The sequence below is a fragment of the Myxococcus sp. RHSTA-1-4 genome (assembly GCF_020037125.1).
Lineage (GTDB): Bacteria > Myxococcota > Myxococcia > Myxococcales > Myxococcaceae > Myxococcus.
This window is the reverse complement of record NZ_JAIQDG010000001.1, coordinates 225,614-242,318: the sequence shown is the minus strand read 5'-3', so window position 1 is coordinate 242,318 and position 16,705 is coordinate 225,614. Positions and strand designations below refer to the sequence as shown.

Here is a 16,705-nt window from a genome sequence, read left to right as displayed (position 1 = left end):
CCGGCAGGCCTCGCGTCAGGCCGTCAGTGCTTGCCAGGCGGGGGCACGGCCTCGCGCGACAGTCCGACCTCGCTGGGCGCGTCCGTTGCGCCGATGACCTGGGGTGGTGGCGCCCGGAGCGCTTCGGGTGGGGCCTCGCGGGTGACGCCGTCGACGGAGGACAGCCTCAACCAGTACACGTCCGCGCCCGAGTGGTAGCGGTTGGAGGAGGAGAACCGGACCTTGTAGGGACCGGACTCCTCGCCGTGGGACACGAGCATCGGGTCGCTGCCCGGCTCGAGGACCAGGGCGACGTGCTCTCCCTTGCCGTTACGGGCCCAGAGGACCAGGTCCCCCGCCTGCACCTGGGACTGCGAGATGCGGCTGAGGTAGCTCAGCAGCGTGCCCGTGTACCCCTGGCCGTTGTAGCCCAGGCCGTTGGGGTCGGACGCGCCCGCCCACTTGTAGCAGAGCGTGACGAACCCGGAGCAGTCGGTGTTGAGCGGCAGCTTGCGCCGCTGGTTGATGCCGTCCATGGGGCGCAGTTGCTTGTAGTGGATGGAGCTGGTGTTCGAGATGCCCCACTGCGCTTCCGCGATGATTTTCGTGCGCAGCTCGCTCACGGGCGTGGGCTCGGGCGTGATGGCCCCCCTCAGCGCGGCCCAGGTGGCCGGGCCGACGATGCCGTCCACCGTCAGCCCTCGAGCGCGCTGGAAGTTCATCACCGCAGTCTTCGTCATCGCCCCGAAGATTCCGTCGGCCGCTCCCGCGCTGAACCCGGCTCTGGCGAGCAGCATCTGTAGCTCCTTGACGGCGTCTCCCCTCGAGCCCTCCTTGAGGATGGGGTCGGCCTTGGGGGCCCGGCCCGGCGTTGGCATGTACGTTTCCTGTTCAGGCATGGCTTCTCCTATTCCGGGGGAGGCACAGTGCCCCCCTCGTGGGGGGAGCGCGCCGATGTGCTTCGTGACCGGACGGCCGCCAGGCCTCGGGCGCGAAGAGCCCGGCGCCCTCCCGAGAGGATGACCGGGCTCCTGGCAATGGAGGCGGCGGATGTCCTGTTCCGTGCTTTGCCCGCCCCCGGTCCGATGAGGCAGGGTTGCAAATGCACGGAAGGCAGGCGTATACGGGGCATCGGCGCCTCACGGCGTCGTCCCATGACCTCCTCTCGCTGACAACGCATTGAGTGACCGCCCTCGTCGCCCCGGCATCCCGGCCGTGGTGCGTCAAGGCTTGCCGTCCCCTGCGTTGGCCTGACCGAGTCCCCGCCGCGAATCCCATTCACCGTCCGCCCGGTGCGCCGGGCGCATGCGCAGCTCAGGAGATATCCGTATGCGTAAGCTCAAGTACCACGTTGCTTCCACCACCGACGGCTTCATCGCCCACGAGGACGACACCTGGGGCGCCTTCTTGCAGGAGCGCCTGGTGAAGGACAGCGAGCATATCGCCGACTACAGCGCGTCCTTCTCCACCTATGGCACGGTGGTGATGGGCCGGCGCACCTACGAGCCCGGGTTGAAGATGGGGGTGACGGACCCCTATCCGATGATGGAGACGTATGTCTTCACGCGCACCATGAAGGAGAGTCCCAACCCTCGCGTGAAGCTCGTCTCCGAGGACGCGATTGGCGTCATCCGGCGGCTGAAGGAGCAGCAGGGCAAGGACATCTACCTCGCCGGCGGCGCGAACTTCGCGTCGATGCTGCTGGAAGCGGGGCTCGTCGACGAGGTGGTGCTCAAGCTGAACCCGCTGCTGCTGGGCTCGGGCGTTCCGCTCGTCACGCGGCTGCGGAACGTGAGCAGCCTGGAGCTGCTGTCCACCAAGGTCTACAAGAACGGCGTGGTGCTGCTCCGCTACGCCGTCCTGCCCGAGGGCGCGCCGGGGACGAATCCCGCGCTCCTCCCGGAGATGCCTCCGGCGACCTGACCCGAGCCCGGAAGGGGCCGGTGACGCCGCTCGGGTGTCACCGGCCGTGCTCCCTCCCCGCTACTGAAGGAAGGCGCTCCTCACCGCGTCCAGCAGTGGGTTGGCGCCGGTGGTGGGGTCGGTGCAGCCCTGGTTGATGGACCAGATGATGGTGCCGCCGAAGCCGTTGTCGCGCGTGTATGCGCCCTTGGCGGCGATGGCCTGCGGGCTGTCGTAGGAAATCCAGCGCACGGTGCCGTCCTCCACGGGAGTGCTGAACGTGAGGTAGCTGGCCGCGGCCACCGCGTCCCAGTGGTACGTCCCCGACGCGGAGAGCTGCAGGATTTTCTTGTACGGGAAGGAGTTGTCGCTGCCCACGTAGTCGGACCAGTGGGTGAAGTCCTGGTACGGGCCGGTGATGTTGCGCCAGGCCATTCCGTAGAAGGGGATGCCCATGCCCAGTTTGGCCTTGGGGATGCCCGCGCCCACCCAGCCGTTGAGGCTGGCGGACACGGAGGTCGGGCGGTTGCCGGAGTGTCCCTGGAGCGCGGAGGTGTACCAGGACTGCCAGCCGTCCCACGGGCCCACCATTTCGTAGGACATGACGTTGATCTGGTCCACGTAGGGGACGAGGTTGGCGAACCAGGGGTCCGCGTCCGTGGGCATGTTGATGTTGATCCACCCGATGGGGAAGGTGAGCAGCATGCCCGGGCGCGCCGCGCGCAGCTCCTTCACCAGCGCGAGCAGGTTGGGCTTGTCGGCCGTCTCGACGGGCTCCCAGTCGAGGTCGAGGCCGTCGTAGCCGAGGCTGTCCATGGCGGCGAGCAGGTTCTGGACGAACCTCGCCCGGTTGGCGTTGCTGGCGGCGCCCACCCAGTTGTCGTGCTCACCGGCGCCGCCCACCATGATGAGGGCCTTGCGGCCGGCCGCGTGGGCCCGCGTGGCGAGGGTGCGCGCAATCTGCGGGCCGTTGTCATTGTCGAAGGCCGCGCTCACGGTGCCGTCCGGCCGGGGCGTGGCGCGGCCGACCATGATGTGCGTCATCGCGCTGAAGTCGACCTTGTCCGGCGGGTACATGTCCGCGTTCCAGCCGGTGTAATAACCCGACACCCACTTGCCGGTGCCGCCCGGGGTGGGCGCGGTGACGGTGACGGTGGCGGTGGCCTTCTTCGTCGTGTCCGCCTGGCTGGTGGCGATGACCTGGTATGTGCCCGCCGTCTGCGGCGCGGTGTACACGCCGCCGGAGGTGATGGTGCCGCCGGCCGGGCCCTGCTGGACGGACCAGGTCACCGCCGTGTGGGTGCTGCCCGTCACGGAAGCCGTGAAGGTCCGCGTGGCGCCCGGCGCGAGCGACGCGCTGGTGGGGCTCACGGTGATGCTCACCGTGGGTGCCGTGGATGCGACGAGGCGGAGGTTGTCGAAGTACATCACCGGCAGCGAGCGGCCGGCGCCCTCCTGGAGGACGATGCCGTCCAGCGTGACGTTGGCCACGCCGAGCGCGGACAGGGGCACGCGGCACCGCGTCCAGGCTCCGGCCCTGATGATGCCGCCATCACAGTACGGGTTGACCCTCACCGTGGGGCGCGCCTGGTTGGCGACGGTGGCGTACGCGGTGAGGGCGGGGTTGGCCGTCGCGCCGCCGTGGACCTGCAGCTCCAGGTACTGGAGCCCCGCGGTGGGGACCCCCGCGTTGTGGAAGTAGAGGCCCGTCCAGGGGCCGAACGTCGCGGAGATGGCGCGCGTACCGGAGGCAACGGGGGATGTCACCGCGAGGTTGTGCGTGGCCCAGGACCAGTCCGCCCAGCCCGAGCCGAGCGCGTCCGCGTAGAGGGTGGTGTCGCCCACCGCGGCGGGTGTCACGTCAACGGGGACGGGAGGCGGGGAAGCCTCTTGAGGTGGAAACTCCGGGGCGGAGCCCTCCGGAAGCGTGCCTTCGAGGTCGGACGCGCCACCGCACGCGGTGAGCTGCGCTCCGACCGCCAACATGAACCACGCGAGCTGTTTTTTCATGGGGCTCCAGCCGCCAGGTCGAGTCGAGGGGGGGCCTGGCGGGTGGCGCCACAAACAGCAGGACTCTCCATCGCCATTCAAGGCATGGGGTGAGGTATTTCAGCACCGAGAACGGTTATCAGTGTCTGGGGTTGGCGGAGGAACAGGCCCCTGGTCCCCGAGGGACATGCGCCTGGGAAGGGCGGGAAGGAGCAATGTCTCGCAAGGTGGGCGTGCCTGCCTTCGTGGCGCGGGGCGCACGGCCGGCTGCATGCGAAGCATGGAGTTTCAATTATACAAGACAGCGGTCCGCGCTCGAAAACATCCTTGCCCGGTGATTCACTGGATTGCAGGCGATACAGGCTTGCCGCCGGGACTGTCCCAGGCTCACTCCACCCAGGAGGGGACATGCGGCTCGACATCTTCTCGGAGATGCAACACCCGAAGGAGCACTGGACCGGCGACGACCACGGCGCCGTAGGGCACAGTGCCGGGCTCCATCGCCAGCCGGGTGGCCAGGCTCCGTATGTCTCGAGGAGACCTGCCCCCGCACCGGGAGCACGAGGAGCACGGACATGAAGCACGAATACGCGGACGTGAATGGCATCCGCATGCACTACGTGACGGCGGGGGAGGGCGAGCCCGTCCTCTTCCTGCACGGCTTTCCGGAGTACTGGGGCGTGTGGAAGCGGGTGATGGCGGACCTGGCGAAGGACTGCCGCGTCATCGCGCCGGACCTGCGCGGCTACAACCGGACGTCACGTCCGGAGGACGTGGAGGCCTACGGCATCCAGCACCTGGTGGCGGACGTGCGCGGGCTGGTGGACCACCTGGGGGTGAAGCAGGTCACCCTGGTGTGCCAGGACTGGGGCGCCCTGCTGGGGTGGAGCTACCTGCTGCGCCACCCCGACACGGTGAAGCGCTTCGCCGCCATCAACATCACGCACCCCGCGCTCTTCCTGCGTGATTTGCGGGAGAACCCGCGGCAGCAGGAGGCCAGCCAGTACATGCTGGCCTTCCGCGCCCCGGGCTCCGAGGCCACGCTCATGGCCAACGACTTCGCCTTCGGACGGCAGGCCCTCTTCGCGGACGTGCGCTCACGTGGGGCGGACCTGAGTGAGGGGGACATCAACGACTGGCTGGAGGCGTGGCGCCAGCCCGGGGCGATGAAGGCGGGGCTCGACTATTACCGCGCCGCGCGGCTCGGCCCGCCGGACGGCCAGGGCAACCCCGGTGGCGGAAACCTGGTGGACGGGCTCTCTCCCGAGCAACTGCAGGTGAAGGTGCCCGTGCTCATCCTGTGGGGAGAGCAGGACCCCTACCTCCTCCAGGACGGCCTCGTCGGGCTGGAGCAGTACGTGAAGGACTTCACCCTCCGGAAGTTCCCCGAGTGCGGCCACGGGCTCACGCTGGAGCGGCCGAAGGAGGTCGTCCGCGCACTGCGCGACTTCATGGCCGCGAAGGGCTGAGTCCCGCGCCCCCCGAGCTGGCGCGCGGTGTCCGGACCTCTCAGTCGAACATCGCCGCCAGCGCCTCGCTGAGCGTCTCCACGCCCACCACCCGCATCTTCCCGGCGCTCTCCAGCCGCCGCGCGCTGCCTGCCGGCATCACCACGCGCTGGAAACCCATCTTCGCGGCCTCCGCCAGCCGGGGCTCCACCTGGCCCACCGCACGCACCTCGCCCGCCAGGCCCACCTCGCCCAGCACCAGCGTGTGCGGGTCCATCGGCCGGTTCTGCAGGCTGCTCACCAGCGCCGCGCACACCGCCAAATCACAGGCGGGCTCGCTGAGCTGCATTCCGCCCGCCACGTTGACGAAGAGGTCGCAGCCCACCAGCGGAATCTCCTCCTTCTTCTCCAGCACCGCCGCCAGCAGCGCCACGCGGTTGCCGTCCACGCCAATGGCCGTGCGCCGCGCGGTGCCGTAGCCCGTGGGCGCCACCAGCGCCTGCACCTCCACCAGCAGGGGCCTCGTGCCGTTCAGCGTGCTGGTGACGACGCTGCCCGACTTGCCCACCGGCCGCTCGGAGAGGAAGAGGGCGGACGGGTCCGACACCTCCACCAGCCCCGCGCCCTTCATCTCGAAGACGCCAATCTCGTTCGTGGAGCCGAAGCGGTTCTTGTGTGCGCGGAGGATGCGGAACGGGTGGCCGCGCTCGCCCTCGAAGTAGAGGACGGTGTCCACCATGTGCTCCAGCACGCGCGGGCCCGCGATGGAGCCCTCCTTCGTCACGTGGCCCACGATGAAGGTGGGCACCCCCGTGCGCTTGGCGTACGCCATCAGCCGCCCCGCCACCTCGCGCACCTGGGTGATGCTGCCCGGCGCGTTGCCCAATTCCGGCAGGTACATGGTCTGGATGGAGTCCACCACTAGCGCCTGCGGCTTGAGCGACTCGGCGGCCGCCAGCACCCGCTCCGCGTCCGTCTCCGCGAACAGGTGGATGGCCTCCGCCTCCACCCGCAGCCGCTCGGCGCGCATCTTCGTCTGGCGCAGGCTCTCCTCACCCGACACGTAGAGCACCGGCCCGTGGCGCGCCAGCCTGTCCAGGGCCGCCAGCAGCAGCGTGGACTTGCCGATGCCCGGGTCTCCGCCCAGCAGCACCACGGAGCCGCTCACCACGCCCCCGCCCAGCACACGGTCGAACTCGGCGATGCCGGTGCGGCGGCGCACCTCCGTCTCGCCGCTCACGTCCTTGAGCAGCATGGGCCGCGCGGCCCCACCCGAGGCGCCCCATGCCGGGCGCTTCTCGTCCGCCTTCGCTTCCGTCTCCTCCAGCAGCGAGCTCCACGCGCCGCAGTCCGGGCACTTCCCGAGCCACTTCGCCGTCTGGTACCCGCACGCCTGGCAGGTGTAGTGCGTCTTCGCCTTCGCCATGGGTGAGGGATGTACACTAGACACCTGACATCCGCTCTCGCTCTAGTGCCTGCTTACTTACACAGAGGTCGAGGCGCCAAGTACTGGGCCAAGCGGCCGGTCGGATGCCTTGCGAAGAGTGAGTTCATGCCCTCCGGACTGAACGGGATAGGAGCCGAGCATCCAGCAGATAGGTTTCCCAGCCTTCCAACGGAGCAGGTTTGAGGGCTGAAGGGAGAATGCGCTCCGCAATTTCAATGCTCCTGGCATCCTCTAGGAGGACGATTATTGGACCAATGGATCCGCGTTGATCAGGTGCCGCTTGGGAAAGCAGAGCATTGATAGCAACAGCTGCATCCGTTGAGCACAGGGCTGCGTCGTTGCGCATCGAGACTCCGAGGCGTCCAGACACATCACAATATTGTATTCCGTGTTGCTGGAAGAAATCGAAGAACCACCTCCGGTTAGTGCCTCCCAGATCAAGCAAAGGGAGTGGTCGCAAGTCCATCACCCAGCGGGGGCGCAGTTCTTTCAGAAGAGAAACAAATGGGCTGGCAGTCATCGCAGACATATCCACCAACCCTAGGAATCTTGGGTCGGAATGGAAGAAGAGCGGCATCTGAACCGCCCTGCGCGTCTGCGTGTTTTGTGAAGTGGATGGAGCTTCTTCCTCGGAAGCAACAACCAACCTGAGATGGGAGACTGCGCCCGACCTAGCCATACGAGGACTCCGTCTCCATGAGCTTTGTTTCCAAGTCCGCGTAGCTCAGCTTGCTAATGTCCCAAGCTGTACCCCACTCAGGCTCGCCAATCTGCATGCGTCCGTCGCTTGATTTGAGTTCGCGATCCTTGAGGAATGCACGCCAGTAGAGCCTGGGCGCTACTCCTGTGAACGGCCGGAACAGTACCTTGGTGCCACCTTGGCTTGGTGGCCTCCAATCCCGAGCTTGCTCTGTGATAGAATCTCCGTGGAGCTTCAAAGCACGACTCTTGGGGTAGGGCTCAATGTACTGAACTTCATCTACGCCTGCTTCGACCAAATGACGCGCACAGTAGTGGCATGGGAATGTCGTCACGAACAGGCGGCATCCTTTGGGGGATACTCCCATGCGCGCTGCGCCTAGTAGTGCATCCATTTCGGCATGCACGGCACGGCTAAATTCGAGGAGGCCTCCGATGCGAGAGTTTTTGCGCAGCATGCTTTTGAGTTGTTTGCGCTCTTCCGAACTCAACGGTTTGATATCATGAACTGTATTGAGGACCTCTTCGGCAATCTCGTCCTGCTCAAGATTGTTGCTGCAGTACTTATCTGGACGAAACGCACAGCGGTGCTCAGTGGGCGACGCGATGCTGTCAGCGCCTTGTCCGTAGACTCCACCGCCAGCTTTGGGTACTTCGTTGGTTCCAGTCGCTGCTACGTTCCCAGAAGGATCGACGAGGGCTGCTCCAACCTGACGAGATAGGCACGCACTACGCATTTGTGCCCCATAGGCGACGTGCATCGCCGTTTCGCTTGCAGTAGGCCGCTCGATAGTATCTTGCTTGGGCTTGACGATTCGGACCAATCGCAGGAGGTGTTCATCTACTTTCCAGTGCGGATTCTCTTTTTTCTGGCCGCCATCCTCCACCTGGCGATCTTCGCTGTTATCAAGAAAGAAGTCCGCAAGGTGAAAGGTGTCTACGACTCGCTGGCCGTGCTTTTTCTCGGAGTCCTTGGCGTCGCGCTCCATGAACTTGGCAATGGAGTTGGCGCCTGCATCAGGGTACTTCTGCTGGAGTCGCTTACGGCGGATCTCCTCTTGGCACACGACGCCAACTAGCGAAAAGGCATTACGGTAGAGGCTTCGAAGGAGATATGCCTCCGCTGGATGCCGAAGGGCGTCAATGATGTAGGCCCTGGGTTTACCATCTGGCAGGACCGGTTCAGGGCTTGGCTTTTTGCCCTGCATCTTGGCTCGGGTCTTTCGGATGAGAACTGCCATGCGGCGGGCGACCGCTGTTGCGTCAGTGCTCCGCAGTTCATCGCCCAAGTTCTGTAACTCGATAGTGTGCGTGAGGTCACCTCGTCGTGGTGGCTCTGCTAGTCGCCCGCGCTCAAGCGCCCAGTCCACGATGACCTCGCGCCCCTTCAGGAGTTCGACCTCGTAGGAACCACCTTGGGGACTGGCAAGCAGCCTCGCAAGGGTGCTCGCGATGAACGTGGTGCCAGAGCCAGCATGGCCAACGACGGCGAACACCAGTTCGTTGGCGGTGTGCTCTTTCAGGATTTCCCGCGACCCGGTACCAGTTCCTGTTCGGGAACCGAGTGGGAGTGTACGGATGGCCTCTGCTGCGGACATAGTGGACTCAGGCTAGCAGGGGTGGCCGGCGCATCGTCGAGTGGGGCGGCCAGGACCCGTAGTCGATGGGGCGCGTAAGAACGGGCGCGCGACTTGTAATCCTCCTTGCCCGTCGCGCCAATCCACTTCATTATGAAACTGCAAGTTATCAATCAGGTGCGCGGGCTCGCCCTACAGACTACCCCGACGTCGAATGTGCGACGGCCGGTGTTGCACGATGCTGTGGTGCCGAATTTCGGGCTTGAGCGCGTTCGAGAACTGCGAGTTCCGAACTGAGGGCGCAGAGCGCGGTTTGTCAGGCCCGGGCAGAGAGCAGGCAGGCACGGTGTCAACCCCCGCGTGTCAAGTTGTACGGCCGGGAGGGACGGACCACCTTGCTTCCAACCGGGCGTCGCACCCCGCGGCGCCCCTCGAGCAAGGGAGGTTGCCATGGGGATCATCGCTTTCCTGGTCATCGGCCTGCTGGCGGGCCTCATCGCCCGCGCGCTGATGCCGGGCAACCAGTGTCCATGGGGCTCATCGCCACCGCGCTGCTGGGCGTCGCCGGCTCCTTCGTGGGCGGTTTCATCGGTTCCCTGTTCCGCTGTGACGGCCGCATCTTCGACCGGCACCCGTCCGGGCTGCTGTTCTCCGTCCTGGGCGCCATGCTGGTGCTGTTCCTGGTGGGCATGGCCGGCCGCAGGCGCCGCGTCCACGTCTAGCGGCAGCCTCTTTCGAATGGGGCGGGGCCGAAAGTCGTCAACCTCGTTGCTCACCAGCGTTGACAAGTCCCCGCCGCCCGGACACCTTCGCGCTCCTCACGCCTGCCGAGGAGCCCATGTCCGACACCTCCGCCTCCAGCGAGGCCTTCCACGCCCACACCCACACGGCCGTGCCGCCGCCTCCGGGCGTCGAGGTGCGCCATGACTGGTCGCTCGCCGAGGTGCGCGCCATCTACGCCATGCCCCTGCTGGACCTGGTCCACCGGGCGCAGACGGTGCACCGGGCCGTGTTCCAGGACAACAAGGTGCAGCTGTGCTCGCTGCTGTCCATCAAGACGGGCGGCTGCTCCGAGGACTGCGCGTACTGCCCGCAGGCGGCCCGCTACAAGACGGGCGTGAAGGCGGAGAAGCTGATGGCCGTGCCGGAGGTGCTGGAGGCCGCGGCGAAGGCCCGCTCCGCCGGGGCCACGCGCTTCTGCATGGGCGCCGCGTGGCGCGAGGTGAAGGACGGCCCGCAGTTCGACAGCGTGCTGGAGATGGTGCGCGGCGTGCGCGCGCTGGGCATGGAGGCGTGCGCCACGCTGGGCATGCTCACCGACAGCCAGGCCAGGCGCCTCAAGGAGGCGGGCCTGTCCGCGTACAACCACAACCTGGACACCTCGCCCGAGCACTACGGCGACATCATCTCCACCCGCACCTATGACGACCGGCTGCGGACGCTGGACCGGGTGCGTGACGCCGGCATCTCCGTGTGCTGCGGCGGCATCATCGGCATGGGCGAGTCCGTGGACGACCGCTGCAACCTCCTGCGCACCCTGGCCAACCAGGAGCACCACCCGGAGTCGGTGCCCATCAACGCGCTCGTCCCCGTCGAGGGCACCCCGCTGGCCGGGCAGCAGCGCGTGGAGACGGTGGACATGGTGCGTACCATCGCCACCGCCCGCATCCTCATGCCCCAGGCCATGGTGCGCCTGTCCGCGGGCCGTCAGCAGATGAGCGAGGAGGCGCAGTTGCTGTGCATGATGGCGGGCGCCAACTCGCTCTTCTTCGGCGAGAAGCTGCTCACCACCGGCAACCCCGAGTACGGCCAGGACATGGCTTTGCTGGAGAAGGCCGGCATCCGCCCGCTGGAGCCCCGGCAGGAGGGGTAGACGTGAGTGTTGTCTCGGCCTGGGCGCGGGAGGACCTGGACGCCCTCTCCACGCGCGGCCTGCGGCGGTACCTGGAGCCGCTCGACTCGCCCCAGGGGCCGGTGGTCCAGGTGGGCGGGGAGACGCTCGTCAACTTCGCCTCCAACGACTACCTGGGGCTGGCCGCGTCGCCGTCGGTGCGCGCGGCCGCCGCCGCCGCGCTGGAGCGGTACGGCATGGGCACCGGCGCCAGCCGGCTCGTGGTGGGCGACACCACCGCGCACCACCGGCTGGAGGCGCGGCTGGCCGCCTTCGAGCGCGCCGAGGCCGTCCTCCTCTTCAACAGCGGCTATGCCGCCAACACCGGCATCCTCCCCGCGCTGGTGGGGCCCGGGGACGCCGTCTTCTCCGACGCCCTCAACCATGCCTCCCTCGTGGACGGCTGCCGCCTGTCCCGCGCCCGCGTCGTCGTCTACCCGCACGCGGACGTGGAGGCGCTTTCGCGCGCCCTGGCGGACACGCCCGCGCGGCGCAAGCTGGTGGTGACGGACACCGTCTTCTCCATGGATGGGGACGTGGCCCCGCTGCGCGAAATCGTGGAGGCCTGCGAGGCGCACGGCGCCGCGCTGATGGTGGACGAGGCCCACGCCACCGGCGTGCTGGGCGCCCGCGGCGCGGGCCTGTGCGAGGAGCTGGGCCTGGAGGGCCGGGTGGACCTGCGCATGGGCACGCTGAGCAAGGCGCTGGGGGGCATGGGCGCGTACGTGGCCACCTCGCGCGGGGTGGCGGACCTGCTGGTGTCGCGCGCGCGGCCCTTCGTCTTCTCCACCGCGCTGCCCGCCGCGCTGTGCGCCGCCGCCGAGGCCGCCGTGGACCGCGTGGAGGGCGACCCGGAGTTGCGCGAGCGGCTGTGGCGCAACATCCGCCGCTTCGCCGCCGGCCTGCGCGTGGAGGCCCGCGGCGCAATCTTCCCCATCATCCTCGGCGAGCCCGAGCGGGCCCTGGATGCCGCGCGGCGCCTGCGCGAGGCGGGCGTGCTGGTGAAGGCCATCCGCCCGCCCACCGTGCCCGAGGGCACCAGCCGCCTGCGCTTCTGCCTCTCCGCCGCCCACACCGTGGGCCACGTGGACCTGGCGCTGGACGCGCTTCGCCGGGCCGGAGTCCATCATGGCTAGCAGGCCGTTCCAGATTTTCGTCACCGGTACGGACACCGGGGTGGGGAAGACGGAGGCCTCCAGCGCGCTGCTGTCGCTGCTGGCGGACGCGGGGCTGAAGCCCCAGGGCTTCAAGCCCTACGAGAGCGGTTGCGCCTTCCTGAGCGCCCCGGCGGACACGCTGGCGATGCGCGAGGCGGCGGGCAGCACGCTGCCCGTGGACGCCCTCTGTCCCCACCGCTTCAAGGCGCCCCTGGCCCCGGGCGTGGCCGCGCGCCGCCTGGGCCGGGAGCCGGACTGGGACGTCACCCTGGCCGCCTGGGAGAAGCTGCGCCACGGGCCCGTGGTGGTGGAGGGCGCGGGCGGCCTCTTCGTGCCCCTGGACTCGTGGCACGACGTCATCGACCTCGTCGCCGCCCTGCGCTTGCCGGTGCTGCTGGTGGCTCGCTCGGGCCTCGGCACCCTCAACCACACCGCCCTGTCGCTCGAGGCGCTCGCCTCGCGCCGCATCCCCGTGCGTGCCGTGCTGCTGTCCCGCGGCACTGCTGGCAAGGATTCTTCCGAGGCCGACAACCGCCAGCTCCTGGAGGAGCGCCACCGCGTGCCGGTGCTCGGCCCGGTGCCGTACATCCCTGATGCGCGGCGCCGCCGCGCCGCCTTCCGCCGGGCCCTGAAGCCGCTGCTGCCGTGAGCGCGCGGAGGCCGGAAAATCGGCCTCCGGCGCGTTTCCGCCGCCGCGGCGGTGCTACAGGCCGCGCAAGTTTTCGTGTCACTCGGCCGTGAAATGGACGGGCCGTTTTTTCCGCGCGAGAACGCCTTTCGAATGGCGGACATCATCGACCTCACGTTCCACGCGGACGTCCGACGCTTCTTCAACAAGCTCCTCGACCAGAGGGGACTCTCCTACTTCCTGCAGAAGGAAGGTCCCCGGCTCTTCCACATCGAGCCCTCCAAGGTCGAGCTGGTCCTCCGGACCGCCCTGCGCGCCCGGAACCCGGAGCTGCCCCGGCCGCACGAGAAGGCCATCGAGCACTGCCGCAAGGAGCTGCGCCGGGAGCTCATCCGCCGCGTGGCCAGCGCCATGTTGCAGACGGGCCTGTGAGCGGCTTCTCCGCGCGCACCGACTTCCCCCGCACTCCGAATCCGCTGGCCGAGGCGCTCGCCCGGCACCGCGCCCGCGGGCTCCCCCTGCTGGACCTCACCGAGTCCAACCCCACCCGAGTGGGGTTGCCCGCGCCGGACGCGGCCCTCCTCGCCCCTCCCGGTGCCTGTGGCTACGCCCCGGAGCCGCTCGGTCTCACCTCCGCCCGCCACGCCCTCGCCGCCCACCACGCGCGGCGCGGCGCGGCCGTCTCCCCCGAGCACCTGGTCCTGACGGCCAGCACCAGCGAGGCCTACGGCTGGCTCTTCAAGCTGCTGTGCGAGCCGGGGGACAACGTCCTCGTCCCCGTGCCGGGCTATCCCCTCTTCGAGCACCTCGCGCGCCTGGAGGGCGTGGAGGCCCGGCCCTACCGCCTGCCGCTCGCGCACGGCTTCGGCCTGGACGTGGGCGAGGTGGAGGCCGCGCGCGACGCCCGCACCCGCGCGGTGCTGGTGGTCAACCCCGGCAACCCCACCGGCCAGTACCTGCACGAGGGCGAGCTGGCCGCGCTGGCGGACGCGTGCGCGCGCCACGGGCTCGCGCTCATCTCCGACGAGGTGTTCAGCGACTTCGCCTGGGACGCCGAGCCGGACCGCGTCGCCACCGTGGCCGGGCGCGCGCTGCCCTCGCTCACCTTCACGCTGTCCGGCCTGTCGAAAGTCGCCGGCCTGCCCGGCCTCAAGCTGGCCTGGACGCACGTGGGTGGCCCGGCCTCCCTCCGTGACGAGGCGCTGGCCCGGCTGGAGTGGGTGGCGGACACGTACCTGCCGGTGGGCACGCCCGTGCAACTCGCCCTGCCGGCGCTGCTGGCCCACGCGCCCCGCTTCCAGGCGGCGGTGCTGGAGCGCGTGAGGGGCAACCGCCAGCGCCTCCTGGCCGCGCGCCCGGAGGGGGCAACGTGGGACGTGGTGCCCGCGCGCGGCGGGTGGAGCGCGGTGCTGCGGATTCCACGGGAGCCCGGCGAGGAGGCCACGTGCCTGGCCCTGCTGGACGCGGGTGTGCTGGCGCAGCCGGGCTTCTTCTACGACTTCGGCGGCGGCGCCTTCCTCGTGCTGTCGCTCCTGCCGGAGCCCGAGGTGTTCGCCGCCGCCGTGGAGGTGCTGGCGCGGGTGCTGGAGGAGGGCCCGCTCAGTCCGCCGGCGGGTTGACGAGCTGCACCGTCTTGAAGGCGCCGTTCTCCACCTTCCACAGCTCGTACTCGGACGGAGCCTCGCCCGTGGCGTCGAAGTCCAGCTCGCCGCTGGCGCCCTTCACGTCGATGACCGTCCCGTTGCGCATGGCGTTGCGCGCCTCGATGAAGTCCCCGAAGCCCAGGGCGAAGGCCGGCGCGGAGACTCCCGCCGCCGGAGTCATGCGCGCCAGTCCCTCGGCGATGCGGGCGCCGGTGATGGGCTGCGGCCTGGCGGCGTCCGCGCCCGCCGCGTAGGCGGTGCCCAGCGCCACCAGGTACATGGCGTCATAGGCGTGCGCCGTGTAGGAGAACTGGCCCGGGCTGGTGTTGTTGTACGCGGCCCGGAAGCGCAGGTCGAACTGCCGGTAGACGTCGTCCCCGGGACGGGCCTGGGCCGGGGCGGTGCCGTAGGCGCCCTCCACCTGGCTCCTGGAGGTGCCCAGCAGGGTGAAGAAGCCCCGGTCCTTGCTCGCGTCCGTGAAGAACCACTTCAGCCCCGTGCGCCCCTGGGCCGCGAGCTGGCTGACAATCTTCGCGTTGTCCTCGGAGAAGCCGGCCATCACCGTGATGTCGGCCGGGGAGCCGCTGATGAGCGTCACCGCCGGGGTGACGTCCCCGTTGCGGTTGTACTTACCGGTGTCCACCTGCTGGGTATCCAGCCGCCGGGCCACCGCGGCGGACAGGCCCTGCCCGTACGGGTCGTCCACGTAGGCGATGGCCACGTGGTCCACGCCGGCGAAGGGCTGTGTCGTCTCCGCCACGGTGATGCGTCCCCGGAGCAGGTCGCCGATGACGCGGCCCTGCAGCGTGTCCGAGGGCGCGGTGCGCCACACCAGGCCCGCCGTGGCGCCCTGGGGCGTGTCCTGAAGCGTGGCGATGTCCGCGCTCGTCGCGGTGTGCGTCATCAGCAGCGCGCCCGCGGCGATGGTGGCGCTGGAGGCGGCAATCGTCTGGCCGCTGCCGGAGGTGAAGACGACGGGCACCTCCTTCTCCTTCACCAGCCACTCGGCCTGCACCCGGGCCCGGTCCTTGTCCGCGCGCGTGTCGCAGATATAGAGGACGAAGGGCCGGCCGTTGATGCCCTCGCGCTGGTTGACCTCTTCAATTGCCAGCTTGATGGCGTTGAGCGCCTGGGCCTCCGACTCGTCCGGGCCCTCGGTGGTGGTCAGCGGCAGCGCCGCGCCCAGGGCAATGGGGTTGGCCGCCGAGGTGGGGCCGAACACGTCGCCACAGCCCTCCGGCTGGGGCAGGCAGAAGCCGGCGGTGCACACCTGCGCGGAGGCGCAGTCCGCGCTCGTCTCGCACTCGGTGAGCCCGCTCGCCGTGGTGAAGCTGCAGCCCGACAGCAGCAGGGCGCCACACGTCATCAGTCCCAGCGCGCGCATCAGAAGCTGACCTCCATTCCGGCGCCCGCGCCCCGGGGCGCCAGCGTCACCCGCACCTCACCCGCCACGGGCGGCCCTTCCTTCGGGTAGAGGATGATGGCGGTAATCGCCCCGGCCAGGCCCACGCCGAAGCCGATGTCCGCCAGCAGCGCCTTGCTCTTCGTGTCGTCCGCGCGGGCCTGCTTGTCCTCCACGCGGGTGGCGGCGTCGAACTGCTCGCGCGAGTCGCGCGCCTGCATCCCGAAGAGCACGCCCGCGCCCACGCCGGCCACCGCCACGCCGCCCACGGCGAAGGCGGCGATGCGCTGGCGCTGGTAGGACTTCAGCGCGCGCGCGTACTCGGCCTGCTGCCGGCGCTGGTTCTCCTCCTCGGCGCGCCGCGCCGCCAGCTGCTCCTCCTCCGCCTTGCGCCGCGCCGCCTCCGCCTCGCCCTGGAGCTTCTGGCGCTCGGCCTCCGCCGCGGCCTGCTGCTGCTCCTCCTTCTTGAGGAGCACCTGGATGCGGTCGATGCCGCGCGCGCTGCGCTTGAGCAGCGTGGCGTCCGTCCCCTCCGTGTTGCCGACGTACTGCTGGTACCAGGAGAGGGCCTCGCGCAGCTCGCCCGCGTTCTCCAGGGCGACGGCGATGTTGTAGATGAGCTTCGGGTTGGGCGACATCTCCTGCGCCTTCTTCAGCGCCTCCGCCGCCTCGCGGTACTTCCCGGCCTGGTACAGCCGCTCTCCCTCGCGGATGAGGGCCGTCGGATTCCTGGCGCCGCGCTGGGCGAGCGCCACCGGCGGCGCCAGCGCGAGGGCCGCCGACAACACAAAAGCCAATCTCATGGTGCCCCAAGCCTAGCCCGGAGCCGCCCGCCCCGCGAAGCCGGGTGCTTCACTTCCCGTGAAAAAGCACCGGGGCCGCCCCACACCCGGTCTACCGGGAGGGAGGCGGCCCCAGAGGGCTTCAGGTCGCCAGGGGGAGG

At 69.1% G+C, this 16,705-nt stretch carries 13 protein-coding genes and 1 pseudogene; 8 read left to right on the top strand and 6 right to left on the bottom strand.

Annotated features, from left to right (window positions below; all coding sequences use genetic code 11):
* Nucleotides 1–23 precede the first annotated feature (23 nt).
* Nucleotides 24–878: a peptidoglycan-binding protein gene (locus K8638_RS00990; protein ID WP_223752466.1), complete on the bottom strand. Its 855-nt coding sequence runs from the start codon at nucleotides 876–878 to the stop codon at nucleotides 24–26.
* A gap of 430 nt (nucleotides 879–1,308) precedes the next feature.
* Here K8638_RS00990 and K8638_RS00985 point away from each other — a divergent pair, with 430 nt between their 5' ends.
* A complete protein-coding gene (locus K8638_RS00985; protein ID WP_223752465.1) occupies nucleotides 1,309–1,902 on the top strand; it encodes a dihydrofolate reductase family protein in 594 nt (197 codons plus the stop codon).
* 60 nt (nucleotides 1,903–1,962) lie between these two features.
* Here the strand turns inward: K8638_RS00985 and K8638_RS00980 are convergent, their stop codons facing one another.
* Entirely contained in the window at nucleotides 1,963–3,891 is a 1,929-nt protein-coding gene (locus K8638_RS00980; protein WP_223752464.1) for a glycosyl hydrolase family 18 protein, read from the bottom strand.
* A gap of 554 nt (nucleotides 3,892–4,445) precedes the next feature.
* Between K8638_RS00980 and K8638_RS00975 the strand changes: the two genes are divergently transcribed.
* Nucleotides 4,446–5,339 carry an alpha/beta fold hydrolase gene (locus tag K8638_RS00975; RefSeq protein ID WP_223752463.1) on the top strand — a complete coding sequence of 298 codons (894 nt, stop codon included), beginning with the start codon at nucleotides 4,446–4,448 and terminating at the stop codon, nucleotides 5,337–5,339.
* Nucleotides 5,340–5,379: 40 nt separating this feature from the next.
* Here K8638_RS00975 and radA read toward each other — a convergent pair whose 3' ends face one another.
* Both radA and K8638_RS00965 read right to left on the bottom strand, forming a co-directional pair.
* On the bottom strand, nucleotides 5,380–6,744 hold the full coding sequence (gene radA, locus K8638_RS00970) for a DNA repair protein RadA (RefSeq protein WP_223752462.1): 1,365 nt from the start codon (nucleotides 6,742–6,744) through the stop codon (nucleotides 5,380–5,382).
* Between the two features lie 692 nt (nucleotides 6,745–7,436).
* Entirely contained in the window at nucleotides 7,437–9,062 is a 1,626-nt protein-coding gene (locus K8638_RS00965; RefSeq protein WP_223752461.1) for an anti-phage dCTP deaminase, read from the bottom strand.
* Nucleotides 9,063–9,491: 429 nt separating this feature from the next.
* Between K8638_RS00965 and K8638_RS00960 the strand changes: the two are divergent.
* The 6 genes and pseudogenes from K8638_RS00960 to K8638_RS00935 all read left to right on the top strand — a co-directional run bounded on the left by K8638_RS00960 (nucleotide 9,492) and on the right by K8638_RS00935 (nucleotide 14,336).
* Nucleotides 9,492–9,763, top strand: a pseudogene (locus tag K8638_RS00960) (GlsB/YeaQ/YmgE family stress response membrane protein).
* Nucleotides 9,764–9,879: 116 nt separating this feature from the next.
* Complete coding sequence (gene bioB, locus K8638_RS00955; RefSeq protein ID WP_223752460.1) at nucleotides 9,880–10,914, top strand: biotin synthase BioB; 1,035 nt, start codon at nucleotides 9,880–9,882, stop codon at nucleotides 10,912–10,914.
* 2 nt (nucleotides 10,915–10,916) lie between these two features.
* The gene (bioF, locus tag K8638_RS00950) at nucleotides 10,917–12,068 is read left to right on the top strand and encodes an 8-amino-7-oxononanoate synthase (protein WP_223752459.1); all 1,152 of its coding nucleotides are present in this window, start codon (nucleotides 10,917–10,919) and stop codon (nucleotides 12,066–12,068) included.
* The gene (bioD, locus tag K8638_RS00945) at nucleotides 12,061–12,738 is read left to right on the top strand and encodes a dethiobiotin synthase (RefSeq protein WP_223752458.1); all 678 of its coding nucleotides are present in this window, start codon (nucleotides 12,061–12,063) and stop codon (nucleotides 12,736–12,738) included. Before bioF ends, bioD begins: the two co-directional genes overlap by 8 nt.
* 132 nt (nucleotides 12,739–12,870) lie before the next feature.
* Complete coding sequence (locus K8638_RS00940; RefSeq protein ID WP_223752457.1) at nucleotides 12,871–13,149, top strand: hypothetical protein; 279 nt, start codon at nucleotides 12,871–12,873, stop codon at nucleotides 13,147–13,149.
* Nucleotides 13,146–14,336, top strand: a complete 1,191-nt coding sequence (locus K8638_RS00935; RefSeq protein WP_223752456.1) for a pyridoxal phosphate-dependent aminotransferase — start codon at nucleotides 13,146–13,148, stop codon at nucleotides 14,334–14,336. Before K8638_RS00940 ends, K8638_RS00935 begins: the two co-directional genes overlap by 4 nt.
* On the opposite strand, the gene K8638_RS00930 is transcribed toward K8638_RS00935, so the two are convergent.
* Together K8638_RS00930 and K8638_RS00925 are read right to left on the bottom strand one after the other, a co-directional pair.
* Nucleotides 14,317–15,744, bottom strand: coding sequence for an ABC transporter substrate-binding protein (locus tag K8638_RS00930; RefSeq protein ID WP_223752455.1), 1,428 nt, complete (start codon nucleotides 15,742–15,744; stop codon nucleotides 14,317–14,319). The two genes, K8638_RS00935 and K8638_RS00930, sit on opposite strands and share 20 nt — an antisense overlap.
* Entirely contained in the window at nucleotides 15,744–16,565 is an 822-nt protein-coding gene (locus tag K8638_RS00925; protein WP_223752454.1) for a tetratricopeptide repeat protein, read from the bottom strand. Before K8638_RS00925 ends, K8638_RS00930 begins: the two co-directional genes overlap by 1 nt.
* Nucleotides 16,566–16,705: the final 140 nt, after the last annotated feature.